This is a genomic window from Terrabacter sp. NPDC080008 (genome assembly GCF_040702505.1).
In the GTDB taxonomy this organism is placed as follows: domain Bacteria; phylum Actinomycetota; class Actinomycetes; order Actinomycetales; family Dermatophilaceae; genus Terrabacter.
Window position 1 is genome coordinate 546,618 of sequence record NZ_JBFBLC010000001.1, and the last position, 25,327, is coordinate 571,944.

Consider the following 25,327-nt stretch of genomic DNA (forward strand, 5'->3'; position numbering starts at 1 on the left):
GGGTCGGTGGCGCCGGTGGCTAGGGTCAGTCGAGCGTGATCCGGATGGCTGCCCGAGGGGTTCGCGGCCGTATGCGGTCGGTGACCGACGCGAGCACGTCACCCAGGCGGGCCAGCACGTACTTGCGGCCGATGGCGCGTTTGACCGCGGCGACGCCCGAGGAGGTGCGGTCGACAACGGCCGTGCCGGCATACGTCATCGCTCTCTCGGGCACCCGGCCACGCATGTCGCACGGACGCAGCTCGACGCGCGGGTCGTGCGCCAGCCGCTTGAGCTTGCCGCTCGGGTCCACAGTGATCACGACGAGCTCGTCCCCGTCCCGCGCGACCCACACCGGCGTCGCGACCGGGGCGCCCGAGCGGCGGAACGTCGTCAGCGAGACGTAGCGGGAGTCGGCGAGGGTATCGACGTCATCCGGGACGGCAGCAGGGGGCATGGGCGCCAGCGTAGGCCGGGCCCCGACGCGCGCCATGACCAGAATGGGACATGGCGCTCGCCCTCTGCCTCCTGCTCGACCGGAGCTCGGACCGCCTCGTGCGCTCGCTCTGGCAGCGGCTCGAGGCCGACGGCATACCGACCCTGCTCACCCACACCCATGGGCACCACGTCGCCCACCTGTCGTATGCCGTCCTGCTCACCTGGGAGGAGTGCGCGGTCCGTGACGCGGTCGCCGGGCTCGGCGACGGCGGGCCGGTCGAGGTCTCGGTGCAGGGCACCGTCGTCTTCCCGCGGGGGCGGGCGGCGCTCGCGGGCTCGGCCACCGTCGACCTGACCACCCGGCAGGCGCGCGCGGTCGGGGCGCTGCGAGCCACCGGCGCGACGATCCACCGGCACTACGAGCCGGGGCACTGGACGCCGCACGTCTCGGCCACGACCGGGGTGCCGGGGTCGCGGCTGCAGCCGGTCGTCGACGCCGTCTCGGACCGGCTGCCGCTGACGCTGCGCTTCGACCGGGCGGCGCTCGTCGACACGACCTACGGGACGACGTGGGTGCTGCCGGGCATCCCGTGACGTGGGGTGGGTGCGGTCCTAGGGTGCAGGACGAAACGGACTGGCTCGGATTCCGAGCGATTTTCCTTGAATTGCGAACAAACGCGACACCGGCGTGGCAACCTTTCGGAGGTGCTGAACCCGAGGACACTCGTTGTCGTCAGAGGTCAGGACACAAGCTTCGACGGTTGGCCCGTTGTGGTACGTGAACCGTCACTGGTAGCCCGGACTCGCTACGCGAGCCGGGCTCCATCATTTTCCCGGGCGGTTGGGTTGCCCGACGGCGGATTCGACTGTGGGGCAAACCCGCCCGGACTACCGTGGACGGCATGAGGCGCCTCGTCGCTCCCGCCGTGAGAGCAGCCGCGCTGTCCGCGGCGGCGATGGGCGTGGTGACCGCGCGGTGGTCGGCGCTGCACTGGGGAGCCACCACCGAGGAGACGCGCGACCCGCTGCCCGGTGACGACGTCATCCGCACCCCCGGGCTCGTCGCGACCCGCGCCATCACCGTCCAGGCCCCGCCCGAGCAGGTGTGGCCGTGGGTGGTCCAGCTCGGAGCCGGGCGCGGCGGCTTCTACAGCTACGACCGGCTCGAGAACCTCGTCGGCTGCCAGGTGCACAGCGCCGACACCGTCGTCGAGGCCTGGCAGCACCTCGAGGTCGGCGACCTCGTGCACCTGCACCCACAGGTCGCGCTCGCGGTCGCCGCTGTTGACCCGGGCCGCTCTTTGGTGCTGCACGCCGGGCCCGCCATGGGTGTCGCCGGCTCTGCAGGGGCGGGTCCGGGGGCGCCGGACGCCGCGCCCTACGACTTCACGTGGGCGTTCGTGCTGCGCCGGCACCCGCACCTCGCGACGCGGCTCATCGTGCGCGAGCGCTTCGCCTACCTGCACCCGTGGTCGTTCCTGCTCGTCGAGCCGGTCTCGGCCGTGAGCTCGGTGATGAGTCGCGAGATGCTGCGCGGCATACGTGCTCGTGCAGAGCGGGCCTCACGGCTCCAGTGAGTGCTCCGCGGGCGTCGAGTCGGCCACGGAGGCGCCGGAGCCGCTGCCCTTGCGGCCGCGTGCGAAGTAGGTCAGCGGCCCGACCCAGTTGATCGCGATGATCGCCGCCCACTTGGCCTTGCTGCCCTCGACCTGCTCGGCCGGCCGGCGGGCGAGGTCGATCCACGCGGCCGCCGCCAGCGACAGCTGCACCGTCCCGGTCACGAGGACGGCGGCCTGCTGGCCACGAGACAGGTCCGACCACTTCTGCCGACGACGCTTCGCTGCCATGACCCCTCCTCGGGTGCGGACGCTCCACTGCCACAACTAGCAGGTGAAGACCCCGCCGCGTGCCCCTTCCCCGAATCTTCTCCCCCAACGTCGAGTGGGCACTTTCCGACACCGCCCGGGGATGTGACGCAAAGTGCCCACTCGACGTCGAGGGCTTGGGGTCCACCACGTCGAGTGGGCACTTTCCGACGTGGACGGGCGGGATCACCACGTCGAGTGGGCACTTTCCTGCGAGTTGTCCACAGGTGGGTCGGCACCTTCCTGTGGACAAGTGTCGCAAAGTGCCCACTCGACGTGGAGGGGTGTCGGAAAGTGCCCACTCGACGTGGGAGGGGGCGTATGCGTCGGGCGGGCGGGCGGCATACGGCCTCGGCTTCGGCTTCGGGAACCGCTAGTGCAGGACGGCGCGGAGGGCGTCGAGGATGATGCCGATCTCGACCTCGGTGACGACGAGCGGGGGAGCGATGCGGATCGTCGAACCGTGCGTGTCCTTGACGAGGACGCCCTGCTCGAGCAGGCGGTGCGAGGCCTCGCGGCCCGTCATCAGCCCAGGCTCGATGTCGACGCCGGCCCACAGCCCGCGGCAACGGACCGCCTCGACGCCGCGCCCGACGAGCTCGCGGAGCCCGGCCTCGAGCACCGCGCCGAGCCGGCGCGCCCGCTCCTGGAACTCGCCGGTCGCAAGCAGGCCGACGACGGCCCGGCCGACCGCGGCCCCCAGCGGGTTGCCGCCGAAGGTCGAGCCGTGGCTGCCTGGGGTGAAGACGCCCAGCACCTCGCGGTCCGCCACGACCGCTGAGACCGGCACGATGCCGCCGCCCAGCGCCTTGCCGAGGACGTAGACGTCCGGCACGACTCCCTCGAGGTCGCAGGCGAACGTCGAGCCGGTGCGTCCGAGCCCCGACTGGATCTCGTCGGCGACCATGAGCACGCCTCTCCGGCGGGTCAGCTCGCGCACCTCTCGCAGCCACCCGTCCGGCGGGATGATGACCCCGCCCTCGCCCTGGATGGGCTCGAGCAGCACGGCCACCGTCTCGTCGGTGATCGCCGCCTCGAGCGCCTCGATGTCACCGAACGGCACGATGTCGAAGCCCGGCGTGTACGGGCCGTACTCGTCGTGCGCGATCGGGTCGTCCGAGAAGCTGACGATCGTCGTCGTGCGGCCGTGGAAGTTGCCGGCCATGACGACGATCCGGGCCCGGCCGTCCGGCACGCCCTTGCGCTCGTAGCCCCACTTGCGGCTCACCTTGATCGCCGTCTCCACGGCCTCGGCGCCGGTGTTCATCGGGAGCACGAGCTCCTTGCCGGCCAGCGTCGCGAGGTCGCGGCAGAACGGCCCAAGCTGGTCGCTGTGGAAGGCGCGGCTGGTCAGGGTCAGCCGGTCGAGCTGGCTGCGGGCGGCCGCGACGAGTGTCGGGTGCAGGTGCCCGAAGTTGAGCGCCGAGTAGCCGGCCAGAGCGTCGAGGTAGCGCCCGCCCTCCACGTCGGTGACCCACGCGCCCTCGGCGTGCGCGATGACGACCTCGAGCGGGCTGTAGTTGCTCGCCACCCACTGCTCGGCGAGGGAGACGTGCTCCGAGGTCGTGTGGGGCGTCGTCGGGATGGGGCCGGGGGTCGTCGTCGCGCCGGAGCGCGCAGCAGTGTCGCTCACCTTTTGATCGTGGCACCGCCTGGCAGGGCGGGCAGGCGAATGTGACGTGATCCCGGGGTGATCCCTCTCGCGAACCGCGGACGCCCGACAGGGCCGGTGGGAGACTCGAAGTGGCGGGTCCCGCAGCCAGGACTACCCGCAGTGGGGTGTGTCGGTCACGTCGGTGGCCCAGCCGCGGAGATGGCCATGAGCACTGTGCCCAGCACCGACCGCAGCCGGACAGACCGCCCGAACGGCGACCGCACCCGTGTCGTCGTCCTCGGTGCCGCCGGCCGCGACTTCCACGACTTCAACGTCGTATTCCGCGACGACCCGCGCGTCGAGGTCGTCGCCTTCACCGCTACGCAGATTCCCGACATCGCGGGCCGCCGCTACCCGCCCGAGCTGGCGGGTCCCTTTTATCCGCAGGGCATTCCGATCCTCGCCGAGTCGGAGCTGATCCCCCTCGTCGAGCGCGAGCACGTCGAGGCCGTCGTCTTCGCCTACTCTGACGTGCGCCACGAGCACGTCATGCACCTCGCCGAGCAGTGCATCGCCGCCGGCGCCGACTTCCGGCTGCACGCAGCCCGGCACACCATGCTCCGCAGCAGCAAGCCGGTCGTCGCCGTCACCGCCGTGCGCACCGGCGTCGGCAAGAGCCAGACCACCCGTTACCTCGCGAAGCTGCTCACCAACCTCGCACTTCGGGTCGTCGCAGTGCGCCACCCGATGCCCTACGGCGACCTCGTCGCGCAGGCCTGCCAGCGCTTCGCCACCTATGCCGACCTCGACCGCCACGACTGCACCATCGAGGAGCGCGAGGAGTACGAGCCGCACCTCGACGCGGGCGTCGTCGTCTACGCGGGCGTCGACTACGAGCGGATCCTGCGCGAGGCCGAGCAGGAGGCCGACGTCATCCTCTGGGACGGCGGCAACAACGACCTGCCGTTCTACGTCCCCGACCTGCACGTCGTGCTCGCCGACCCGCTGCGCCCGGGCGACGAGACGGCATACCACCCCGGCGAGGCCAACGTCCGGATGGCCGACGTCGTCATCGTGGCCAAGTGCGACTCCGCGCGCAGTGCCGACATCGAGGCCGTCGAGGCGTCGGTGCGCGCGCTCAACCCGCGCGCGACGGTGCTCCGCGCCGACAGCCCCGTCACCGTCGACGACTGGACGCTCGTGTCGGGCTGCCGCGTCATCGTCGTCGAGGACGGGCCCACCCTGACGCACGGTTCGATGACCTACGGCGCGGGCGTCGTTGGCGCCCGCATCGCGGGGGCGGCCGAGATCGTGGACCCGACGCCGTATGCCGTGGGGTCGCTCGCCGCGACCTACGCGAAGTACCCGAACGCGCGCGGCATCCTGCCCGCTATGGGCTACGGCGCCCAGCAGGTGCGCGACCTCGAGGCGACGATCCGCGCCGCGGTCGAGGCCGGCGCCTGCGACACCGTCGTCAGCGGGACGCCGATCGACCTGACGCGCGTCCTCACCGTGCCCGTACCGCTGGTGCGGGCCCGCTACGAGCTGAGCGAGCTCGTGCCCGGCGGGCTGGCCGCCGCGGTCCGGGCCGCCCTGCCCCTCGAGACCCTCGGCGCCGCCCGCGGCGCCACCCCTGCCGGGAGGACCCCATGACCACCCCCACCGAACACCGCCCACCGGGCACGGAAGCCCAGCCCTCGTCGGCCGCGCCGGGGCGCCCCGATGCGCCGACCCGGGGGCGACGAGCGGGCTACGCCGGGTCAGTCGTCGTCAACCTGATCATCCTCTGGTTGATCAACGGCTGGCCCGGCTGGCAGGTCGTGCCGTTCCTGACTGCGAGCACCGTGCTCGTCGTCGGCGCCGTCAACGCCTCGATCGTCGTCCGCATCGCGGCCGACGCCGTCAACCTCGTCCTGGACCTGCCCCGCGTGCGGGCCCTCGGCGACATCGTCTCCCTCGGCTTCGGGCTCTACGCCCTCGTCCGCATCTGGCAGGTCTTCCCGCTCGACGTCAGCAGCGGGTGGGAGGTCGTCGCACGGGTCGTCCTGGTGCTCGGCCTCGTCGGCAGCGGTCTCGGCATCCTCGAAGCCCTCACCCGGCTCGTCCGCGGCCGCTTCCCAAGGATGTGATCCCCGTGACCTCCACCACCCTCACCCCCGCCGACCGGCGCCACCCGGCCGGCCGCCATCTCGCGGCCCTCATCATCGGGTGCCTGCTCATCCTCCCCGGCGTCGGGATGCTCCTCGGCGGCGGCGCCCTCGGGATCGCGTATGCCGTGGGGCGCGACTCCGCGGGCTTCCTGTCCATGAGCCTGCCCGTCGTCTCGAGCAACACACCGGCCGTCACGGTCGGTGACGCCGTCGTCGAGACCGGCCCCAACGCCCCCTCCTGGGTGCTCGACCGGCTCGACCTCGAGGTGCGCGTCACCGCCCAGCCGCTCGAGACGGGCAAGGCGATCTTCCTCGGCATCGCCCCGACGAGCGCGCTCAACGCATACCTCGGCGGGGTCGCGCACGACCAGGTCGTCGGCATCACGGAGCCCCAGAACGGCAACCCCCGCACGCCCGTCATGCAGGCCGTTGACGGCGCCAACCAGGCGCCCGCGCCGACGGCGCAGCGGATCTGGACCGCCAAGGCCACCGGACCCGGGACGCAGCAGCTGACGTGGAAGGTGACCCAGGGCAGCTGGGGCGCCGTGCTCATGAACGCCGACGGCAGCCCGGGCGTCGCCGTCTCGGCCACCACGGGGGTGCGCGCCGGCTTCCTGCTGCCGCTCGCCTTCCTGATGCTCGGCATCGGGCTGGTCGTCACCGGCCTCGCGGTCACGCTCATCGTGCTCGGCGCCCGGGGCAGCCGGCCGGCGAGCTACCTCCGGCCGCCGGGAGCGCCGGTCCCCGCCGGCTACGTCGACACGACGGGAGCCGCCGCCGGGACGAACCAGGGTGCGGCGCCCGGGCCGCCTCCCTCGTGGCAGTCGCACCCGCGGGCGATGAGCCCCGTCGCGCTCGACGCCCGCCTCGACGAGCCGCTCTCGCGGTGGCTGTGGCTGGTCAAGTGGTTCCTCGCGATCCCGCACTTCATCGTGCTCGCGGTGCTGTGGGTGGCGTTCCTCGCCGTCAGCGTCGTGGCGTTCTTCGCGATCCTCTTCACCGGCCGCTACCCGCGCACGCTCTTCGACTTCAACCTCGGTGTGCTGCAGTGGAGCTGGCGCGTCAGCTACTACTGCGCCAACGGCGGTATCGGCACCGACCGCTACCCGCCGTTCAGCCTCGACGCGGAGCCGGACTACCCCGCGCGCCTCGACGTCGCCTACCCGCGGCAGCTCTCGCGCGGACTCGTCCTCGTCAAGTGGTGGCTGCTCGCCATCCCGCACTACATCATCCTGGGGCTGCTGCTCGGCGGTGGCGGCTGGGTGTGGGACGAGGCGACCGGGCAGGCCGTCCGGTACGACACCTGGGGCGTGCTCGGCCTGCTCGTCGCGATCGCCGGCTTCTCGCTGCTCTTCACCGGCCGCTACCCACGCGCCCTCTTCGATCTGGTCATCGGCCTGAACCGCTGGGTCTACCGCGTCATCGCGTATGCCGCCCTGATGACCGACGTCTACCCGCCGTTCCAGCTCGACGAGGGCGGTCCGGAGGTGCCGCTCGCGCCGCCCGTGGCGGCCCGGCGCCTCGAGCCCCCGGGCCCGCTCGAGCGCTGAGCGGGGGCTGGACAAACGTCGCAAAGTGCCCACTCGACTTTTGGATCACGTCGAGTGGGCACTTTGCGACGTCGACGTCGCACTTCCCCGCGTCGCCTGGGCACTTTGCTGCGAGTTGTCCACAGCCTCCCTGTGGAGAAACGTCGCAAAGTGCCCACTCGACTTTTGGATCACGTCGAGTGGGCACTTTGCGTCGGTCAGGCCTTGACGGCGGGGAGGTGGGCGTCGAGCCAGTTGACGAGCTCGGTCTCGACCTCGTCGCGGTTGGTCTCGTTGAGGATCTCGTGCCGTGCCTCGGGCCACAGCTTCACCGTGACGTCCTTGACCCCGAGCCGGGTCAGCTGGTTCGCCACCTTGCGCACGCCCTTGCCGTTCGCGCCGACCGGGTCCATGTCGCCGGATGCCAGGTGCACCGGCAGGTCCTTGGGGATGCGACCGGCGACGGCATCGCTGTTGACGCCCTCGAGCCCCCGGATGAGGTCGACGAACCCGCCCGCAGTGAAGACGAAGCCGCAGTCCGGGTCGTTGACGTACTTGTCGACCTCCGCGGGATCGCGTGAGAGCCAGTCGAACTGGGTCCGGGCCGGTTTGAAGGCGTTGTTGTACTGACCGAAGGTCAGCGTGTTCATCAGCCCGCTCGCGTGGGTGTGCCCGCGCAGCCGCGCCTGGGTCGAGGCGAGGAAGAGCCCGACCCGGCTGATCCCGCCGGCGCCGCCGGAGGTGCCCGAGAGCACGAGGCCGGCGAGCTCGGAACCGAACTGGGCGGCATACGCCCTCGCGAGGAACGAGCCCATGCTGTGGCCGAGGAGGAAGACGGGCAGGCCGGGCTGCTCCTCGCGGGCGCGCTCGGTGACGGCATGCAGGTCGTCGATGACCGTCTGCCAACCGTCCTGTGCCGCAAAGGAACCCCGCGTGCCGACCGTCTTGCCGTGCCCGCGGTGGTCCGAGCCGTAGACCGCATACCCGTGGTCGGTGAGGCGCTGCGCGAAGCGCGCGTAGCGGCTCGAGTGCTCGGCCATGCCGTGCGAGATCTGCACGACCGCCTTCGCCTGCCCGTCGGGGAGCCAGCGGTTGAGGAACACCTCCGTGCCGTCGGGGGTCGTCACCGTGAAGGTGCTGTTCTGCATGGCCGCACTGTATGCCGCAGCGTCCCTCCGCGTGCGCGACTCGCGTCCGTCTCGGGTGCCCGTTTCGCCCCGGCGCCCACTGGATCCCACAAAAACGGGTGCCCGAATCTCTTTACATGGGTCTGATCCGGTGCTTTCCTTGAAAGACACCAGCCCATCGAGGGGCGCGGGAGAGTCGAGCAGGACGAGGGAGTCCGATGTACGCAGCGGAGCGGCAGCAGCGCATCATCGCCGAGGCACGGCGTGCCGGCCGGGTCGAGGTCACGGCACTCGCCGACACCCTCGGGGTCGCCGCCGAGACCGTCCGCCGGGACCTGACCGCCCTGGAGCGCCGCGGGTCGCTGCGCCGGGTCCACGGCGGCGCCATCCCCGTCGAGCGCCTCGAGGTCGAGCCGACGCTCGCGACCCGCTCCGGCCGGCTCACCGACGTCAAGCGCCGCATCGCCGCCCGCGCCCTCGACGAGCTGCCCAGCGGCGGCAGCATCATCCTCGACGCCGGCTCGACCACCCTCGCCGTCGCCGAGCTGCTGCCGCCCGACCTCGACCTCACGGTCCTGACCAACAGCCTCGCGGCCGCCGCGGTGCTCTCGACGCACCCGGGCATCAACCTCTACCTCCTCGGTGGGCGCGTGCGCAGCGCGACCGGCGCCGCCGTCGGCGACTGGGCCACCGGCCCGCTCGCCGACGTCGTCGTGGACGTCGCGCTGCTCGGCACCAACGGCCTGTCCGTCGCCCGCGGCCTGACGACCCCCGACCAGTCCGAGTCGCTCGTCAAGCGCGCCATGGTCGCCGCCGCCCGCAAGAGCGTGGTCCTCACCGACTCGAGCAAGGCCGGCGACGACCACCTCCACCGATTCGCCCAGGTCGCCGACGTCGACGTCGTCATCACCGACACCGACCTCGACGACGACGTCGCCGCCGAGCTCCGCGCGGCCGGACCGGAAGTGGTGACCGCATGATCGTCACGCTCACCCCCAACCCGAGCATCGACCGCGCCGTGCTCGTCCCGTCGCTCCACCGCGGCGAGGTGCACCGGGCCGGCAGCAGCCGGATCGACCCGGGCGGCAAGGGAGTCAACGTCTCCCGCGCCCTCGCCGCCCAGGGCGACGCCACCCTCGCCGTGCTCCCGAGCGGTGGGCCCACCGGCCACCTGCTCGAGGAGCTGCTCGAGGCCGCGGACGTGCCCCACACCCCGGTCCCCGTCCACGGGTCGGTCCGGATGAACATCAGCGTCCTCGAGCCCGACGGCACCACGACCAAGCTCAACGAGCCCGGCCCGCAGCTGTCCGCCGACGAGGTCGACGCCCTCCTCGACGCGACCGTGGCCGCCGCCGACGACGCCTCCTGGGTGGTCGGCTGCGGCAGCCTCCCGCCGGGGGCCCCCACCGACCTGTATGCCGTCCTCACCGCCCGGGCGCGCGAGCGCGGTGCCCGGGTCGCCATCGACTCCTCCGGCGCCCCCTTCGCCGCGGCCGTCGCCGCGCGGCCGCACCTGATCAAGCCGAACCACGAGGAGCTCGCGGAGCTCGTCCGCCACGACCTGCCGACGCTGGCCGACGTGCGCGACGCCGCCCGCGACCTCGTCACCGGCGGCATCGAGCTCGTCGCCGTCAGCCTCGGCGGCGACGGCGCCCTGCTCGTGACCGCCGACGAGTGCGCCCACGCCCGGGCCACGATCACCGCGCCGCTGTCGACCGTCGGCGCCGGCGACTGCATGCTCGCCGGCCTGCTCCACGGCCTCTCCACCGGCGCCGCCCCGACCGAGGCGCTCGTCGCCGGAGTCGCGTGGGGCGCCGCCGCCGTCACCCTCCCGGGAAGCCGGGTGCCCGCACCCGCCGACCTGGACGGCATACGCCCCGAGCTCACCCACGACCCCGACTTCGACCGTGTCCTCGGCGTCCTCGCCTGACACGCCACCCCAAGACACCGAACCAACAGACGCCGAAAACCGCCTGACCGTCCCCTCCTCGAAAGGAACCGCCATGTCCCTCATCACCGAAGAGCAGGTCGTCCTCGACCTCGCCGGTGCCGATCGCCACGAGGCGACGCGCAGGCTCGGCGAACGCCTCGTCGCCTCCGGCCGCTGCACCGACCTCGACACCTTCCTCGCCGACGTGCGCAAGCGCGAGGAGACGATGGCGACCGGCCTGCCCGGCGGCATCGGCATCCCGCACGCCCGCAGCGCCGCCATCACCGAGCCCTCGCTGGTCTTCGGCCGCTCCGGTGACGGCATCGACTGGGGCGCCAAGGACGGGCCGGCGACGCTCGTCTTCCTCATCGCGGCCCCCGAGGGCGGCGGCGACGCGCACATGCAGATGCTGCCCAAGCTGGCCCGCGCCCTCATGAAGAAGGACTTCAAGGCCGCCCTCGCCTCCGCCACGACCGAGGCCGAGGTCGTGCGCATCGTCAGCGCCGAGGTCGAGCTCGACCAGCCGAAGCCGGCAACCGCCGGCGCCACGGCCTCGACGGCCGGCGCCACGGCGGCTGCCGGCGCCGACCACGCGGGCGGTGCCGCGGCCCCGACCGCCGTCGCGACGGCCGAGCCGCCCGCCAAGCGCGTGCTCAACCTCGTCGGCGTCACCTCGTGCCCGACGGGCATCGCCCACACCTACATGGCCGCCGAGGGCCTCGAGGCCGCCGCCAAGGCCGCGGGCCACACGATCCTCGTCGAGACCCAGGGCTCCGCCGGCTCCAAGCCGCTCAGCGCTGCCCAGATCGCCGCCGCCGACGCCGTCATCTTCGCCCACGACCTGCCCGTCAAGGACGCCGGCCGCTTCGCCGGCAAGCCGCTCGTCGACGTCGGCGTGAAGAAGGGCATCTCCGACGGCCCCGCCCTGGTCTCGCAGGCCGAGCAGCTCGTCGCCGAGTGGGACGCCGACCCGAGCAAGCGCGAGGCCGCGGCCGCAGCGGCGGCCACGGCAGGCGCCTCCGGCGGCCTCACCTCGAAGGTCGAGGAGGGCGCGAGCACCGGCACGAAGATCCGCCAGTGGCTGATGACCGGTGTCTCCTACATGATCCCGTTCGTCGCGGCCGGCGGCATCCTCATCGCCATCTCGTTCATGCTGGCGCAGGTGGCGATGGGCTCCAACGGCGCCATCGAGATCGTCAAGTACAACCTCAAGCCGGGCGACCCGCTCAACATCGCCGAGACCTTCAGCGTCGGCAGCCTGACCTCGTGGGCGGCGCTCTGCTTCGTCATCGGCAGCGCGGCCTTCAGCTTCCTCGTGCCGATCCTCTCCGGCTTCATCGCCTTCGCCATCGCCGACCGCCCCGGCCTCGTGCCCGGCATCGTCGGGGGCTTCGTCGCCGCGACGATGGGCGCCGGCTTCCTCGGCGGCATCGTGACCGGCCTACTCGGCGGCTTCGTCGCCCGCTGGGTCGCCGGCTGGAACGTGGCCAAGGGCGTCCGCGGTGTGATGCCGGTCGTCGTCATCCCGCTGCTGTCCTCGTTCATCACGATCGGCCTGTTCATCACGGTCCTCGGCCGCCCGATCACCGCCCTGACCAATGGGCTGAACAGCTGGCTGACGAGCATGAACGGCGCCAGCGCGGTCGTCCTGGGCCTGATCCTCGGCGCGATGATGGGCTTCGACCTCGGGGGCCCGGTCAACAAGGTCGCCTATGCCTTCGCCACCACGGGCCTCGCCGCGGCCGGCGCCGCCACCGACGCCCCGCAGCTGAAGATCATGGCCGCCGTCATGGCCGCGGGCATGGTCGCGCCACTCTCGATGGCCCTGGCCACCACACTGCGCCCCAAGCTCTTCTCCGAGCCCGAGCGCGAGAACGGCAAGGCCGCCTGGCTGCTCGGCGCCTCGTTCATCTCCGAGGGGGCCATCCCGTTCGCGGCCGCCGACCCCTTCCGCGTCATCGCCAGCTCGGTCGTCGGCTCCGCCGTCACCGGCGCCCTGGTCATGCTCTTCGGGGCGACGCTGCGCGCCCCGCACGGAGGCATCTGGGTGCTGCCGCTCATCGGCAACTTCGGCCTGTTCATCATCGCCCTCGTCGCCGGGATCGCGGTCATGACCACGATCTTCATCGCCCTGCGCTCCCGCGAAGCGAACCTTGCGCAGGTCGAGGCCACCGCTACCGTCTGATCAGGGCGTGACCGCCGTCTGATCCTCCCCGTCAGCACGACCACCCGCATCCAACGAAGGAGCACGTCCATGGCAACCCGCACCGTCACCATCGCCTCGTCGGTGGGCCTGCACGCCCGACCCGCCGCCCTCTTCGTCGAGGCCGCCAGCAGCTCCGGCCTCGACGTCGAGATCGCCAAGCCCGGCGAGGACCCGGTCGACGCGACGAGCATCCTCGGCGTCATGGCCCTCGGGGCCAAGCACGGCGAGGAGGTCGTCCTGACGGCCGAGGGCGACGGCGCCGACGCCACGCTCGACTCCCTCGTCGAGCTGCTCTCGCGCGACCTCGACGCGGAGTAACGAGCATGGCCGCGTCGGACACGACCCACACCTCGCCCGCCACCCCGCCCGCGACCTCGTCCGCGACCTCGTCCGAGACCTCGTCTGAGACCTCGTCCCAGACGACCCGGCACGGGATCGGCGTCAGCCCGGGCACGGCATACGGCCCGGTGGTGCTCGTCGCACCACCGGTCCGGCCGCCGGCCGACGAGCCGCCCGCCAGCGGCGAGGCCGAGCAGGAGGCGGCGCTCGCCGACGTGCGGGCCGCGTTCGAGTCGGTCGCCGTCTCGCTCGAGGAACGGGCGACCCGCGTGGACGACACGGCCCAGCAGATCCTCAAGGCGACGGCCCTCATCGCCCGCGACAAGGGCCTCGTCAAGGCGGCGGCCAAGGAGCTCGCGGCCGGCCACGGCCGGGCGCACGCGATCGAGAACGCCGTCGAGACGTATGCCGCCCAGTTCGAGGCGCTCGGCGGCTACTTCGCCGAGCGGGTGGCCGACCTGCGTGACGTCGGCTCGCGCGCGATCGCGGCGGTGCTGGGCGTGCCCGCCCCTGGCGTACCCGCCTTCGACGAGCCCAGCGTCATCGTCGCGGAGGACCTCGCGCCCGCCGAGACGGCGACGCTCGACCGGAGACTCGTCGTCGGCATCATCACCGAGACCGGCGGGCGGACCAGCCACACGGCGATCCTTGCCGCGCAGATGGGGATCCCCGCCGTCGTGCAGCTCGCCGACGCCATGCAGATCCCGGCCGGCACCCCTGTCGCGCTCGACGGCGACACCGGCGAGGTGACCGTCGACCCCGACCTCGCCCTCGTCACCGCCCAGCGGGAGCGGGCCGAGCGCCGGGCCGCGGCCGAGTCACGGACCTCCGGGCCCGGCCGCACCGCCGACGGCGACGAGGTGGCACTGCTCGCCAACATCGGCGGCGTCGAGGACGCCGTCGCGGCCGGCGCCCAGGACCTCGAAGGCGTTGGTCTCTTCCGCACCGAGTTCGTCTACCTCTCGGCCACCAAGGCGCCGACCGTGGAGGAGCAGACCGAGATCTACCGCGGCGTCTTCGCCCCGTTCGAGGGCCGCCGCGTCGTCGTGCGCACCCTCGACGCGGGCGCGGACAAGCCGCTGAAGTTCGCCGACCTCGGCCCCGAGGAGAACCCGGCCCTGGGTCGCCGCGGGCTGCGCCTATCGGCCGAGCGGCCCGACCTGCTCGACGCCCAGCTCGAGGCGCTCGGCATCGCCGCGCGCGAGACCGGAGCCGACGTACGCGTCATGGCGCCCATGGTGGCCACGGCCGAGGAGGCGGCGTGGTTCGCCCGCCGCGTCCACGAGAACGGCCTGCCCAAGGCGGGCGTCATGATCGAGGTGCCCGGCGCCGCGCTGCGCGCCCACGACGTGCTCGGCGAGGTCGAGTTCGGCTCACTCGGCACCAACGACCTCGCGCAGTACACGATGGCCGCCGACCGCATGGAAGGCGCCCTCTCCGACCTGCTCGACCCGTGGCAGCCCGGCGTGCTCGACGTCGTGGGCCTCGCCTGCGAGGGCGCCAGACGGGCCGAGCGGCCGATCGGCGTCTGCGGCGAGTCCGCCGGCGACCCGCTCCTCGCGCTCGTCCTCGTGGGCCTCGGTGTCACCTCGCTGTCGATGGCCCCGAGCAAGGTGCCGGTCGTGCGCCTGGCCCTCTCGCTGCACACCCTCGCCGAGTGCCAGCAGCTCGCGGAGGCCGCTCGCGCCGCCCGCACCGCCGTCGACGCCCTGACCGCCGTGCGGGAAGCGGCGCGGAACGAGCTCATCGACCTCCTGTGAGGCGTCGCTCCGGTGGGTAGGGGGAGTGTGTCCCCGACCCATGGAGGAGTCCATGAAGCTCGACCTGTTCCACGACCTCGCCGAGGAGAACGGTCCCTTCGCGAGCGTGACCTTCGACGAGACCAGGACCGACCCGGCCAACGCCGACCGCCTCGACGCGCGCTGGCGCGACGTCGCGGACCGGCTGCGGGACGCTGGCGCGCCCGAGGAGGTCGTCGCCTCGCTGGCTGAGGCCGCCCTCGAGCCGACAGGGCGAGGCGGCCAGTGGGGGCGCCTGCTCGTCGCCAACGCCGACGGCCTGCTGCTGCGCCACGACCTGCCGAGGCGCCCCGACCAGGACGTGTCGTGGGGCCCGGTGCCGTCGCTGCTGCACGCGATCCGGGCCCTCGCATCGTGCCTGCCGCACGTCGTCGTCCGCGTCGACCACATCGGCGCCGACATCGAGGTCAACGGCGGCATCTCCGGCTCAGAGGAGGAGCTCGAGGTGCAGGGCGACCACGACGTCCTGCACAGGTTCAAGGGCGGCGGCTGGTCCCATCGCCGCTTCCAGGAGCGCGTCCACGACTCGTGGGAGCACAACGCGGCCACGGTGGCCCAGCGGCTCGACGGCATCGTGCGCCACTACCGCCCGCAGGTCATCGTGCTCATGGGCGACGAGCGGGCGATGACCTTCCTCGAGCAGCACGTCGGCGAGGAGACCAAGGCACTCATCGTCCGCAGCGACACCGGCGGCCGGGCCGAGGGCACCGACGAGGAGAAGGAGCGGCTGGCCATCGAGGCCGTGCTCGCCGCCACGCGCGCCCAGGCCGAGGCCGACCTCGTCGCCCGCTTCGAGGAGCAGACCGGACGGGCCGAGGCCGCGACCGAGGGCCTGGCGCCCGTCGTCGAGGTGCTGCAGCGCGCCCAGGCCGAGGAGCTGATCCTCGTCGAGGGGCGGGAGCACGATGACCAGCTGTGGGTGGGTGAGGGGCGCCTGCAGCTCGGAACCAGCCGCGAGGACGCCGAGATGACCGGTGCCGAGCAGCCCGCGCAGGTCCCCGCGGACGCCGCCCTCGTCTGGGCGGCGGTGTGCTCCCGCGCCGCCGTGACCCTCGTCGACCGCGCCCAGCTCAACCCCGCCGACGGGGTCGGCGCCGTGCTCCGCTGGTCCGACGAGTCCACCCCGCGGGCGCGCGTGCCCAGCGTGCCCGGCCACGGCGGCACCTGACCGCCACCGAGGACGTATGCCGCCGGGCGGGGTCACGCGACCCCGCCCGGCGGCATACGCGCTCGGCTCGCCCGCCCTTGGTGTCCGGATTGCGCGGTGTGCCGGTGATCTCTCTCATAGGGATGAAAACGCCTGTCCCACATGCCCGCTCGATAGACTCCGAGTGAGCGCCGGCAGTGGGGTTCGGCGCGGTGAGGAGCTCCGCATGAGCACGACGAGCCCGTTCATGGACCGGGTCCGACTCGAGGACGGCTACCACGAGGACGACCTCCACTTCATCGAGCACACGCTGACCCAGCTGTTCTCGCAGCTCGAGCGCTTCGACGCCGAGCAGGTGCACATCGGCCTGCGGGTCAAGGATCGCGGCCGGCCCGGGATGCACACGTCGGTGGAGGTGCACGTGAACGGGCTGCCGACCGTCATCGGTGTCTCCGACCTGACCGACACGAAGGCCGCCCTGGGCGACGCCGAGGAGAAGGTGGTCGCGCAGCTGCGCGAGGCCGCCGACCGCCACCACGACCGGCGACCCCGGGTGCACCGGGCCTGACGGCGTCGGATCGGTTCCCCAGTCGGCTCTTCAGTCGGAGCCGGCGGAGAGGACGTCGGCGAGGTCGTAGCTCACCGGCTCCTCGAGCTGCTCGAACGTGCACGACTCGGGCGTGCGGTCCTCGCGCCACCGCACGAACTGGGCGGTGTGCCGGAAGCGCGTGCCCTCCATGTGGTCGTAGCGCACCTCGACGACCCGCTCGGGCCGCAGCGGCACGAAGCTGAGGTCCTTCTGGTTGTTCCAGCGGGAGAACTCCGACGAGCGCGGGGTGCGGACCCCGCCCTCCTCCTCGCTCGGGGCGCCCCAGTTCCACGGGTGCTCGTCCCACTCGGCGACGAGCGGCTGCAGCTCCTCGAACAGCTGGCGGCGGCGGGCCATCGGGAGGGCGCCGATGACGCCGACCGAGGCGAGCTGGCCGTCCTCGCCGTAGAGCCCGAGCAGCAGCGAGCCGATCGCCTCGGGGTCGTTCTTGTGCGGGCGGTAGCCGGCGACGACGCAGTCGGCGGTGCGCTCGTGCTTGATCTTGAACATCAGGCGCTTGTCCGGCTCGTAGGCGATGTCGACCGGCTTGGCGATGACGCCGTCGAGGCCGGCCCCTTCGAACTGCGTGAACCAGCCCTTCGCGACGTCGCGGTCGGGCGTGGCCGCGGTGAGGTGGATCGGTGCCTCGGCGCCGGCCAGCGCCTTCTCGAGGGCGGCGCGCCGCTCGGCGAAGGGCCGGTCCATGAACGACTCGTCACCGAGCGCGAGCAGGTCGAAGGCCACGAACGACGCCGGTGTCTCGGCCGCGAGCTTCTTGACGCGTGAGGCGGCGGGGTGGATGCGCTGCTGGAGCAGGTCGAAGTCGAGCCGGTCGTTCGACTCGGGGGAGACGAGGATGATCTCGCCGTCGATGACGGCCTTCTCGGGGAAGTTGGCCTTGACCGCCTCGACGACCTCGGGGAAGTAGCGGGTCATCGGCTTCTCGTTGCGCGAGCCGATCTCGACGAGGTCGCCCGAGCGGAAGATGACCGAGCGGAAACCGTCCCACTTCGGTTCGTAGAGCACCTCGCCCTTGACCGCCGCGAAATCCTTGACGGGCTTGGCGAGCATCGGCGACACCGGCGGCACGACCGGCATGCCCCACGTCGTGCGGTGCTCGGCGTCGCGCTCGGCCTTGGGTGCCATGTAGTCCCCGTCCGTCTTGTCCTGGCGTCGCTTGCTCGGCTGCACGCGGGGCGGCTCGCCCGGCATCTTCGGGTAGTCGGGCGGGAAGTTGAGCTCGCCGAGCCCCCGCTCCTCGACGTCGCGGTCCCAGAGGGCGATGGCCGCACCCACGTCACCGACGTGCTCGTCGATGCCCGCCCACGCGTCGCCGCGGTCGGCCACGAGGCCCGGCACCGTGCGTACGGTCAGCTCCTTGGGGTCCACGGTGCCGAGCTCGTCCCACGTCACCGGCGTCGACACCGGCGCGCCGGGCAGCGGGCGCGGGGAGTAGGCGGAGGCGATGGTGCGGTCGCGGCAGGCCTGGTTGAAGTCGACGAAGACCTTCTCGCCGCGCTCCTCCTTCCACCACGAGGTCGTGACGAGGTCGGGCAGGCGCCGCTCGAGCTCGCGGGCGATGCCGATGACGCCGTGGCGCACGTCGAGGAACTCGTGCGTGGGGGCGACGCGGGCGTAGACGTGCACGCCGCGGTTGCCCGACGTCTTGGCCCACGCGGTCAGGCCGATCTCGGCCATCACCTCACGGAGGGCGTATGCCGCCTCGACCGCGTCCGTGAACCCGCGCCCCGGCTGCGGGTCGAGGTCGATGCGCAGCTCGTCGGGCCGGTCGACGTCGGCCGTGCGCACCGGCCACGGGTGGAAGGTGACGGTGTTCATCTGCGCGGCCCACACGGCGTCGGCGACCTCGTCGACGACGAGCTGCGGGTGCCTGCGTCCCGACGGATAGGTGCACATGACCGTGCGGGTGTGGTCGGGGACGCCCTTGGGCGGGTTCTTCGAGAAGAACTCCTCGCCCTCGATCCCCTCGGGGAAGCGCTGGAGCGTCACCGGGCGGTCGCCGAGCGCGCGCAGCAGCGGGTCGGCGACGGCCACGAGGTACCCGGCGAGGTCGAGCTTGGTGACCGGCCGGCCGTCGGCCATCCCGGTCCCGGGCCACATGACGCGGTCGGGGCTCGAGACGCGCACCTCGCGCACCCCGGACGGGTCGGCGGGGCTCGGCGCTGCGACGACGGCGGGCTTGGCGCTCACCCGCCGATCGTAGCCACGAGGTGAGACACGCCCCCGCTGCACGCGCCCGGTGACCCACGGCACAGCACCCACCCGCCCACGAGGTGCCTGCCCGGGTGGGCGAACGGGTAACTCACCCCCATGACGATGGCCCCCACCCTCCACAACCTCGGCGGCGAACGGTTCGTGCTGCTGACGACCTATCGCCGCTCCGGCGAACCGGTCTCCACCCCGGTCTGGGTGCTGCCCGATGCCGGCGCCGCCCTGGTCAGCACCCCCGAGGGGACCGGGAAGCTCAAGCGGCTCGCCCACGACCCCCGCGCGACGATCCAGCCGTGCGACCGCCGCGGCAACGTCGAGCCCGACGCCCCGGTCGTCGAGGGTCGCGCCGAGATCATCCGCGACGACGCCGCGACCGAGGCCGTGGGCCGCCGGCTCGCCCGCAAGTACGGGCTTGAGTACCACGTGTTCATGGCCGCCGAGTGGCTGCTGCGCCGGGGGAACAGCAAGCGCGCCGTCGTCCGCATCGTCCCCACCCCCTGACACGCGCCACTCGAGAGCGCACTCCGTCCCACTCGAGAGCGCAGTCCGTCCCACTCGAGAGCGCAATCCGCACCACACCGATGCGCTTCGTTCCTGCGTCGTGTGACTGGGCGTGCTCTCGACTGCGACTGGGCGCGCTCTCGAGTGTGACTGGGCGCGCTCTCGAGGTGAGGGTCAGGTGTGGAGGATGAGGCTGACGACGTTGGCCAGCGCGATGAGCACGGCCGCGACGAACGGCACGCGCCCCCGCGCCACGACGGCGACGACCGCGAGCACGACGCACCCGAGCAGCAGTGCCAGCCTGGTCCCGTCGAGCGACCCACCGCCGGGGCCGTATGCCGCCACGACCGACCCCGCCAGCAGCACCGCGGGTGCCAGCCACCGCACGACCCGCGCCCCGAGCCGGTGCGGCAGCCCGCGCACGCCGGTCGCCTCGTCGTCGGCGAGGTCGGGCAGCACGTTGAGCAGGTGAGCACCGACCCCGAGCAGCGCCCCGGTCACGAGCACCCACGCGGGCGGCCACGCCGGTGACGGGAGCGCGAGCGTGACGACGGCGGGCAGCGCGGCGAAGGCGACGGCATACGGCAGCGGGGAGAGTGCGGTGCGCTTGAGCCAGAGGTTGTACGCCCAGCCGGACGTGACCCCGAGGAGCAGGTGGACGAGCGCCGAGCGCCAGCCGCACGCGAACGACAGCACGACGCACGCGACGACGGCTGCACCGCACGCCGCCCGGACGGTGGACTCGGACACCTCTCCGGCGGCCACCGGCTTGTCGGGACGCCCCACGGCACGGTCCCGGCGCACGTCGACGAGGTCGTTCGACCAGCCGATCGACAGCTGACCCGCCAGCACGGCCGCCGTCACGACCAGCCCGCTCGCGAGCGTGTGCCCGGCCGACCACGCGAGCAGCGCGGTGAACACGGTGACCGCCAGGGTCGGGCCCGGGTGGCAGGCGCGAGCGAGACCGCGCACCGGATGCCGCCCCTCCTGCCGACCCACCGGGTGCACCGTCACGGCCCGAGCCTAGGTGCGGATGGGTACGTGGGAGCCGTGAGCCACCTCGCGGCCGTGCGCGGCGCCCTTCCCGGCCACGCCTACGCCCAGGCCGACGTGACGGCGGCCTTCGCCGACGTGCTCGGCTCGACCGGCTCCGACCGCGCCCTGCTCGAGCGGTTCCACGCGAACGCCGGCGTCAGCCGGCGACACCTCGCCCTGCCGCTCGAGCGCTACTGGCAGCTCGCCGACTTCGGTGAGGCCAACGACGAGTTCATCCGGGTCGCCACCGAGCTCGGCTCGCACGCCACCACCAAGGCGCTGGCCGCCGCCGGTCTCACTCCCCGGGACGTCGATCTCGTCGTGTCGACGACCATCACCGGCCTCGCCGTCCCGTCGATCGAGGCCCGGGTCGCCGCCGAGATCGGCCTGCGCGACGACGTCAAGCGCGTCCCGCTCGTCGGCCTCGGCTGCGTCGCCGGTGCGGCCGGTGTCGCGCGGGCGCACGACTACCTCCTCGGCCATCCGGACGACATCGCGGTGCTCCTGTCGGTCGAGCTGTGCAGCCTCACCGTGCAGCGCGACGACCGGTCGGTGGCCAACCTCGTCGCGAGCGGCCTCTTCGGCGACGGCGCCGCGGCGGTCGTCATGGTGGGCGCGAACCGGGCTGCGGCTCTGGCCCCTGCATCGCCGACGGTCGTCGCGACACGCAGTCGGCTCTACGCGGGGACCGAGCGCGCCATGGGCTGGGACGTCGGCGCGACCGGCCTGCGCATCGTCCTCGGCGCCGAGGTGCCCGACCTCGTGCGCGAGAACGTCCGCGGCGACGTCGACCGCTTCCTCGCGGCGCACGGGCTCACCCGCCGCGACATCGGCTGGTGGGTGGCGCACCCGGGCGGCCCCAAGGTGCTCGAGGCGATGCAAGAGGCGCTCGAGGTCGACCGCGACGCGCTCGGCCTCACGTGGCGCTCACTCGACCGGATCGGCAACCTCAGCTCGGCCTCCGTGCTCCACGTGCTCGCCGACACCCTCGCCGACAGAACGCCCGAACCGGGCACCTGGGGCGTGTTGATGGCGATGGGTCCGGGTTTCTGCCTCGAGCTCGTGCTCCTGCGGACGGCCGACTGAGACAGACTGGGCACGGAGCGGCCCCACAGCCGCCGGCGCCCACCGAGAGAGGGAAGGAGTGGCGGTGTGACCTCGCAGTGGCTCTTCACCGCCCTCGTCCTGCTCGTCGGGCTCGAGCGGGTCGCCGAGCTCGTCGTCTCGAAGCGACACGCCGCGTGGGCGCTGGCCCACGGTGGCGTCGAGCGCGGACAGGGCCACTACCCCGTGATGGTGGGCCTGCACACCGGGCTGCTCGCCGGCGCCGTGGCCGAGGTGTGGCTCGCCGACCGCACGTTCGTCCCGGCCCTCGGCTGGGTGATGCTCGCGCTCGTGGTGCTGAGCCAGGCCCTGCGCTGGTGGTGCATCACGACCCTCGGCCAGCAGTGGAACACCCGGGTGATCGTCGTGCCGGGCCTCTCGCTCGTGCGCCGCGGCCCCTACCGGCTGGTCCCGCACCCCAACTACATCGCCGTCGTCGTCGAGGGCCTCGCCCTGCCCCTGGTGCACAGCGCCTGGGTGACCGCCATCGTCTTCACCGTGGTCAACGCCGCGCTGCTCACCGTCCGCATCCGCTGCGAGGACGCCGCGTTGCGCGAGCTCGCCACCCCGGACCCCCGGACCGCGGAGGTGGCCCGGTGAGCGCCGACGTCCTCGTCATCGGGGGAGGCCCCGTCGGCCTCGCCGCCGCGCTGTATGCCGTCCGCTCCGGTCTCGAGCCCGTCGTCCTCGAGCCGCGGGCCGGCACGATCGACAAGGCGTGCGGCGAGGGCCTGATGCCCGGTGGCCTGCAGAGCCTGCTCGAGCTCGGCGTCGACCCGCAGGGTTACGAGCTGCACGGCATCCGCTACCTCGCGCGGGGCCGCTTCGCCGAGGCCGACTTCACAGCCGGTCCCGGCCGCGGCGTGCGCCGCACCACGCTGCACGAAGCGCTCTCCCGGGCCGTCGCGGAGGCCGGCATCGAGGTGCTCCCGCTCGAGGCGGCCGAGGTGACGCAGGACGACGCGGTCGTGCAGGTCCGCACGCTCGACTCCGCAAGGCCCGGCCCCACCCTGACCGCCTCGTGGGTGGTCGCCGCCGACGGCCTGCACTCACCGACCCGGCGCTCGCTGGGCCTCGACCGGGATCGGCCTCCCCGCCCGCCCAACGGGTCCAGGGCGAGGAGCGCCGACGCTGCCGAGCAGGGGACGGCGGGGACGGCGGAGGCGCCCGAGCGGCGCTACGGGCTGCGCCAGCACTACGGCATACGGCCGTGGGGCCACCACGTCGAGGTGCACTGGGGTGTGCACGGCGAGGCCTACGTGACCCCGGTGGCCGACGACCTCGTCGGCGTGGCGGTCCTCAGCAAGCAGCGCCGCTCGCTCGACGACGGCCTGGCGGAGTTCCCGCAGCTGCGCGAGCGGCTGGACGGCGCCCCGGTCGTCACGTCGGTCCGCGGCGCCGGGCCCCTGCGGCAGCGCACGACCCGCCGTGTCGCCGGCCGGGTGCTGCTCGCCGGCGACGCCAGCGGCTACGTCGACGCGCTCACCGGTGAGGGCATCTCGCTCGGGCTAGCCCACGCCCGCGCGGTGGTCACGGCCATCGCCGCCGGCGACCCCGAGTCCTACGAACGGTCGTGGCGGGTCGCGACGCGCCGCTACTCGCTGCTCACCCACGCGCTCGTGCAGGTGACCCGGCCGGCGTGGGGCCGGCGCCTGCTCGTGCCGGCCGCAGCCAGCCTGCCGCCGATCTTCCGCGGCGCCGTCAACGAGCTCGCGAGGCCCGGCCGATGACCACGGGACAGCTGCCGACGCCGGGTCGGCTCGAGGCGACGGAAGAGCTCGTGGTCCTCCTCGACCCGCAGGGGCAGGCGATCGGCACGGCTCCGAAGGCGAGCGTCCACCACGCCGACACGCCGTTGCACCTCGCCTTCTCCGCCTACCTCTTCGACGACGCCGGCGCGCTGCTCATCACACGTCGGGCGCTGCACAAGGCCACCTTCCCCGGCGTCTGGACCAACTCGGCCTGCGGCCATCCCGCCCCGGGCGAGCCGGTCGAGGACGCCGTGCGCCGCCGCGGCCGGGACGAGCTCGGCATCGACGTGCACGACCTGCGGCTGGTGCTGCCCCGCTTCTCCTACCGGGCCGAGATGGACGGCATCGTCGAGTGGGAGCTGTGCCCGGTGCTCGTGGGACGGGTTCACGGCGTGGGGCCGCAGCTGCGCCCCGACCCGGACGAGGTCGGCGGTGCCGAGTGGGTGCCCTGGGACGTCTTCGCCGCCGACGTCACCGCCGGCCGGCGTGAGGTCTCGACGTGGTGCCGGGAGCAGGTCGCCGAGCTGACCCGGCTCGGCCCCGACCCGTCCGGCTGGCCGTCTGCCGACCCGGCCGATCTGCCTGACGCGATGACCACGCGGAGCCTGTGAGGCACGCGCCGCGGCTGTCGACACACCCGGCACCCGGCGACGCATGTCGGGGACGCGCACCCACCGCATACGGCGGGCTGACGGCCCCCCTCGGGAGCGCGCAGCCCCGCGATCAGCGCATCCCGGTTGGGTAAAGAAGAGGCGTGAGCTCGCCCGACCGCCGACCGCCGGCCACCGACCGGGTGCCGACGCCCCCGTCGCGCGCCGCCGGTGCCGCCCTGGCCACCGGGCTGGGCGTCGTCGCGTGGACCACCGGCCGCAAGCCCCTGCACGCCGTCGGCAGCACGTGGGCCGCCCAGCTGCGCGTCGACTCGCCGCTGCCCGGCCTGGGCGTGCCGCTGCTCGACCAGCGGGGTGTGCACCCGTGCACGGTGCGGGTCTCGCGGGCCGTGGGCACGCCGGAGGGCTGGTGGGACGTGGGCGGCCTGGCGCTGCGCATCCCCGGGGCCGGGATGCTCGGAGGCCCCGCCGACCTGCTCTTCGCCACGACGGGCACCGGACGGCTCAGCCGCTACCTGCTGCGCCCGGTCCGCCAGGCGGCGACACGGCCACTCACCACGCTGCTGCCGACACGTGCGGGTGCGCGCTCGGTCGCCCTGCTGGTGCGACCCGCCGGCGACCACGAGCAGCCCCGGGAGTACGAGCTGGCGGTCTCGCTCGACGGCGGGGCCTGGACAGGCATCGGCCTGATCCACCTGGAGGCGCAACAGCCCGACACCCGCTCACGCTTCGACCCGATCGTCGAGCAGCTCGAGGGCACGGCGACGCCGCCCTGGGTCGTGGCCCTGCGCGAGCCGGCCTACCGCTGGGCGCGACGACTCAGCCGCCGCCGCTCGACCGAGACGGGAGCGCTGCCGGCCGCCGGGGAGTGACCCGCTCAGCCGAAGGAGCCCGAGTCCTCAGAGCAGCTCGCTCGCGAGGTCCTCGAGGACGATGCGGTCGCAGCCGGCGGCCAGGGCCTCGCGGGTCGCCTCGCGGGCCGCGTCGAGGGCATCGGGCTTGAGCGCCGCGATGACGGCCGCCACCGCGCGGGCCTCGATGCACTCGTCGTGCAGCTGCAGCTCGGAGAGGTCGGCGGTGCGCGGGTCCTTGCCGACGTTCGCCTCGCACGCGGACTCGAGCCGGCGCTCGAGGTCCCACAGCTGCACGAGCTCGTCGATCTCGGGGTAGTGCTCGAGGCCGCCACGGGCCACCTCGAGCGCGGTGTTGTCGTGGACTCCGGCCACCGAGCAGGCGAGGCGCGCGACCCGGAACGCGAAGCGCCGGGCCTGGCCCCGCTCGGCGCCGGCGATGCGGGCGGCGAGGCCAGGAGCCACGACCTCGACCTGGTGCAGATCCACGGTGACTCCTCGTCGGTTCGGGCTCGGGCCGCCTCGGGGGCAACCCACGGAGCCATACCCG

The 25,327-nt window shown here is 73.2% G+C and carries 25 protein-coding genes; 18 read left to right on the top strand and 7 right to left on the bottom strand.

The annotated features are described in order from the left end of the window. Positions 1–25: 25 nt before the first annotated feature. On the bottom strand, positions 26–436 hold the full coding sequence (locus tag AB0316_RS02550; RefSeq protein ID WP_366270183.1) for a PPOX class F420-dependent oxidoreductase: 411 nt from the start codon (positions 434–436) through the stop codon (positions 26–28). 50 nt (positions 437–486) lie between these two features. Between AB0316_RS02550 and AB0316_RS02555 the strand changes: the two genes are divergently transcribed. Then, entirely contained in the window at positions 487–1,011 is a 525-nt protein-coding gene (locus tag AB0316_RS02555; RefSeq protein ID WP_366270185.1) for a 2'-5' RNA ligase family protein, read from the top strand. Positions 1,012–1,319: 308 nt separating this feature from the next. Continuing rightward, a complete protein-coding gene (locus AB0316_RS02560) occupies positions 1,320–1,994 on the top strand; it encodes an SRPBCC family protein (protein ID WP_366270186.1) in 675 nt (224 codons plus the stop codon). On the opposite strand, the gene AB0316_RS02565 is transcribed toward AB0316_RS02560, so the two are convergent. Both AB0316_RS02565 and rocD read right to left on the bottom strand, forming a co-directional pair. Beyond that, the gene (locus AB0316_RS02565; RefSeq protein WP_366270188.1) at positions 1,980–2,264 is read right to left on the bottom strand and encodes a PLD nuclease N-terminal domain-containing protein; all 285 of its coding nucleotides are present in this window, start codon (positions 2,262–2,264) and stop codon (positions 1,980–1,982) included. The two genes, AB0316_RS02560 and AB0316_RS02565, sit on opposite strands and share 15 nt — an antisense overlap. Positions 2,265–2,655: 391 nt before the next feature. Beyond that, a complete protein-coding gene (gene rocD / locus AB0316_RS02570; protein ID WP_366271281.1) occupies positions 2,656–3,867 on the bottom strand; it encodes an ornithine--oxo-acid transaminase in 1,212 nt (403 codons plus the stop codon). Between the two features lie 234 nt (positions 3,868–4,101). Between rocD and AB0316_RS02575 the strand changes: the two genes are divergently transcribed. The 3 genes from AB0316_RS02575 to AB0316_RS02585 are packed head-to-tail and all read left to right on the top strand — an operon-like array spanning position 4,102 to position 7,576. Then, entirely contained in the window at positions 4,102–5,529 is a 1,428-nt protein-coding gene (locus AB0316_RS02575) for a cyclic 2,3-diphosphoglycerate synthase (protein WP_366270190.1), read from the top strand. Next, positions 5,526–6,005, top strand: coding sequence for a hypothetical protein (locus AB0316_RS02580; protein ID WP_366270192.1), 480 nt, complete (start codon positions 5,526–5,528; stop codon positions 6,003–6,005). Before AB0316_RS02575 ends, AB0316_RS02580 begins: the two co-directional genes overlap by 4 nt. 5 nt (positions 6,006–6,010) lie before the next feature. Continuing rightward, positions 6,011–7,576 (top strand): DUF4389 domain-containing protein, encoded by a 1,566-nt coding sequence (locus AB0316_RS02585; protein WP_366270193.1) that lies wholly within the window; start codon positions 6,011–6,013, stop codon positions 7,574–7,576. Between the two features lie 197 nt (positions 7,577–7,773). Here the strand turns inward: AB0316_RS02585 and AB0316_RS02590 are convergent, their stop codons facing one another. Beyond that, positions 7,774–8,703, bottom strand: a complete 930-nt coding sequence (locus tag AB0316_RS02590) for an alpha/beta hydrolase (protein WP_366270195.1) — start codon at positions 8,701–8,703, stop codon at positions 7,774–7,776. Between the two features lie 197 nt (positions 8,704–8,900). On the opposite strand from AB0316_RS02590, the gene AB0316_RS02595 reads away from it, so the two are divergent. The 7 genes from AB0316_RS02595 (at position 8,901) to AB0316_RS02625 (ending at position 16,671) form a co-directional block, all read left to right on the top strand. Continuing rightward, positions 8,901–9,662 carry a DeoR/GlpR family DNA-binding transcription regulator gene (locus tag AB0316_RS02595; RefSeq protein WP_366270197.1) on the top strand — a complete coding sequence of 254 codons (762 nt, stop codon included), beginning with the start codon at positions 8,901–8,903 and terminating at the stop codon, positions 9,660–9,662. Further along, a complete protein-coding gene (pfkB, locus tag AB0316_RS02600) occupies positions 9,659–10,612 on the top strand; it encodes a 1-phosphofructokinase (RefSeq protein WP_366270199.1) in 954 nt (317 codons plus the stop codon). Before AB0316_RS02595 ends, pfkB begins: the two co-directional genes overlap by 4 nt. A 73-nt stretch (positions 10,613–10,685) precedes the next feature. After that, complete coding sequence (locus AB0316_RS02605) at positions 10,686–12,797, top strand: fructose-specific PTS transporter subunit EIIC (RefSeq protein ID WP_366270200.1); 2,112 nt, start codon at positions 10,686–10,688, stop codon at positions 12,795–12,797. Between the two features lie 69 nt (positions 12,798–12,866). After that, positions 12,867–13,136, top strand: coding sequence for an HPr family phosphocarrier protein (locus AB0316_RS02610; protein WP_142180689.1), 270 nt, complete (start codon positions 12,867–12,869; stop codon positions 13,134–13,136). 5 nt (positions 13,137–13,141) lie between these two features. Next, positions 13,142–14,917 (top strand): phosphoenolpyruvate--protein phosphotransferase, encoded by a 1,776-nt coding sequence (ptsP, locus tag AB0316_RS02615; RefSeq protein WP_366270201.1) that lies wholly within the window; start codon positions 13,142–13,144, stop codon positions 14,915–14,917. A 52-nt stretch (positions 14,918–14,969) separates the two neighbouring features. Continuing rightward, a complete protein-coding gene (locus AB0316_RS02620; RefSeq protein ID WP_366270203.1) occupies positions 14,970–16,124 on the top strand; it encodes a Vms1/Ankzf1 family peptidyl-tRNA hydrolase in 1,155 nt (384 codons plus the stop codon). 205 nt (positions 16,125–16,329) lie between these two features. Next, complete coding sequence (locus AB0316_RS02625; protein WP_366270204.1) at positions 16,330–16,671, top strand: hypothetical protein; 342 nt, start codon at positions 16,330–16,332, stop codon at positions 16,669–16,671. Between the two features lie 30 nt (positions 16,672–16,701). Here the strand turns inward: AB0316_RS02625 and AB0316_RS02630 are convergent, their stop codons facing one another. Then, a complete protein-coding gene (locus AB0316_RS02630) occupies positions 16,702–18,903 on the bottom strand; it encodes an ATP-dependent DNA ligase (RefSeq protein ID WP_366270206.1) in 2,202 nt (733 codons plus the stop codon). 120 nt (positions 18,904–19,023) lie between these two features. On the opposite strand from AB0316_RS02630, the gene AB0316_RS02635 reads away from it, so the two are divergent. Next, complete coding sequence (locus AB0316_RS02635; protein ID WP_366270208.1) at positions 19,024–19,425, top strand: PPOX class F420-dependent oxidoreductase; 402 nt, start codon at positions 19,024–19,026, stop codon at positions 19,423–19,425. Positions 19,426–19,599: 174 nt separating this feature from the next. Here the strand turns inward: AB0316_RS02635 and AB0316_RS02640 are convergent, their stop codons facing one another. After that, the gene (locus tag AB0316_RS02640; protein WP_366270210.1) at positions 19,600–20,439 is read right to left on the bottom strand and encodes a UbiA family prenyltransferase; all 840 of its coding nucleotides are present in this window, start codon (positions 20,437–20,439) and stop codon (positions 19,600–19,602) included. Between the two features lie 36 nt (positions 20,440–20,475). On the opposite strand from AB0316_RS02640, the gene AB0316_RS02645 reads away from it, so the two are divergent. From AB0316_RS02645 to AB0316_RS02665, 5 genes are all read left to right on the top strand, one after another. Then, on the top strand, positions 20,476–21,546 hold the full coding sequence (locus AB0316_RS02645; protein ID WP_366270211.1) for a 3-oxoacyl-[acyl-carrier-protein] synthase III C-terminal domain-containing protein: 1,071 nt from the start codon (positions 20,476–20,478) through the stop codon (positions 21,544–21,546). A gap of 66 nt (positions 21,547–21,612) precedes the next feature. Beyond that, positions 21,613–22,164: an isoprenylcysteine carboxyl methyltransferase family protein gene (locus tag AB0316_RS02650; RefSeq protein WP_366270213.1), complete on the top strand. Its 552-nt coding sequence runs from the start codon at positions 21,613–21,615 to the stop codon at positions 22,162–22,164. Continuing rightward, positions 22,161–23,294, top strand: a complete 1,134-nt coding sequence (locus tag AB0316_RS02655; protein ID WP_366270214.1) for an NAD(P)/FAD-dependent oxidoreductase — start codon at positions 22,161–22,163, stop codon at positions 23,292–23,294. Before AB0316_RS02650 ends, AB0316_RS02655 begins: the two co-directional genes overlap by 4 nt. Further along, positions 23,291–23,926, top strand: a complete 636-nt coding sequence (idi, locus tag AB0316_RS02660; RefSeq protein ID WP_366270216.1) for an isopentenyl-diphosphate Delta-isomerase — start codon at positions 23,291–23,293, stop codon at positions 23,924–23,926. The genes AB0316_RS02655 and idi overlap by 4 nt, the downstream gene beginning before the upstream one ends. A 143-nt stretch (positions 23,927–24,069) precedes the next feature. Then, complete coding sequence (locus AB0316_RS02665) at positions 24,070–24,798, top strand: phosphodiesterase (RefSeq protein WP_366270217.1); 729 nt, start codon at positions 24,070–24,072, stop codon at positions 24,796–24,798. Between the two features lie 27 nt (positions 24,799–24,825). On the opposite strand, the gene AB0316_RS02670 is transcribed toward AB0316_RS02665, so the two are convergent. Continuing rightward, entirely contained in the window at positions 24,826–25,266 is a 441-nt protein-coding gene (locus AB0316_RS02670; RefSeq protein ID WP_366270219.1) for a hypothetical protein, read from the bottom strand. Positions 25,267–25,327 lie beyond the last annotated feature (61 nt).

Bases quoted from the DNA above. Each gene is read 5' to 3' on its own strand.
- AB0316_RS02550 (WP_366270183.1), bottom strand. From the start codon at position 436: ATGCCCCCTGCTGCCGTCCCGGATGACGTCGATACCCTCGCCGACTCC.
- AB0316_RS02555 (WP_366270185.1), top strand. From the start codon at position 487: ATGGCGCTCGCCCTCTGCCTCCTGCTCGACCGGAGCTCGGACCGCCTC.
- AB0316_RS02560 (WP_366270186.1), top strand. From the start codon at position 1,320: ATGAGGCGCCTCGTCGCTCCCGCCGTGAGAGCAGCCGCGCTGTCCGCG.
- AB0316_RS02565 (WP_366270188.1), bottom strand. From the start codon at position 2,264: ATGGCAGCGAAGCGTCGTCGGCAGAAGTGGTCGGACCTGTCTCGTGGC.
- AB0316_RS02575 (WP_366270190.1), top strand. From the start codon at position 4,102: ATGAGCACTGTGCCCAGCACCGACCGCAGCCGGACAGACCGCCCGAAC.
- AB0316_RS02580 (WP_366270192.1), top strand. From the start codon at position 5,526: ATGACCACCCCCACCGAACACCGCCCACCGGGCACGGAAGCCCAGCCC.
- AB0316_RS02590 (WP_366270195.1), bottom strand. From the start codon at position 8,703: ATGCAGAACAGCACCTTCACGGTGACGACCCCCGACGGCACGGAGGTG.
- AB0316_RS02595 (WP_366270197.1), top strand. From the start codon at position 8,901: ATGTACGCAGCGGAGCGGCAGCAGCGCATCATCGCCGAGGCACGGCGT.
- pfkB (WP_366270199.1), top strand. From the start codon at position 9,659: ATGATCGTCACGCTCACCCCCAACCCGAGCATCGACCGCGCCGTGCTC.
- AB0316_RS02605 (WP_366270200.1), top strand. From the start codon at position 10,686: ATGTCCCTCATCACCGAAGAGCAGGTCGTCCTCGACCTCGCCGGTGCC.
- AB0316_RS02610 (WP_142180689.1), top strand. From the start codon at position 12,867: ATGGCAACCCGCACCGTCACCATCGCCTCGTCGGTGGGCCTGCACGCC.
- ptsP (WP_366270201.1), top strand. From the start codon at position 13,142: ATGGCCGCGTCGGACACGACCCACACCTCGCCCGCCACCCCGCCCGCG.
- AB0316_RS02620 (WP_366270203.1), top strand. From the start codon at position 14,970: ATGAAGCTCGACCTGTTCCACGACCTCGCCGAGGAGAACGGTCCCTTC.
- AB0316_RS02625 (WP_366270204.1), top strand. From the start codon at position 16,330: ATGAGCACGACGAGCCCGTTCATGGACCGGGTCCGACTCGAGGACGGC.
- AB0316_RS02635 (WP_366270208.1), top strand. From the start codon at position 19,024: ATGACGATGGCCCCCACCCTCCACAACCTCGGCGGCGAACGGTTCGTG.
- idi (WP_366270216.1), top strand. From the start codon at position 23,291: ATGACCACGGGACAGCTGCCGACGCCGGGTCGGCTCGAGGCGACGGAA.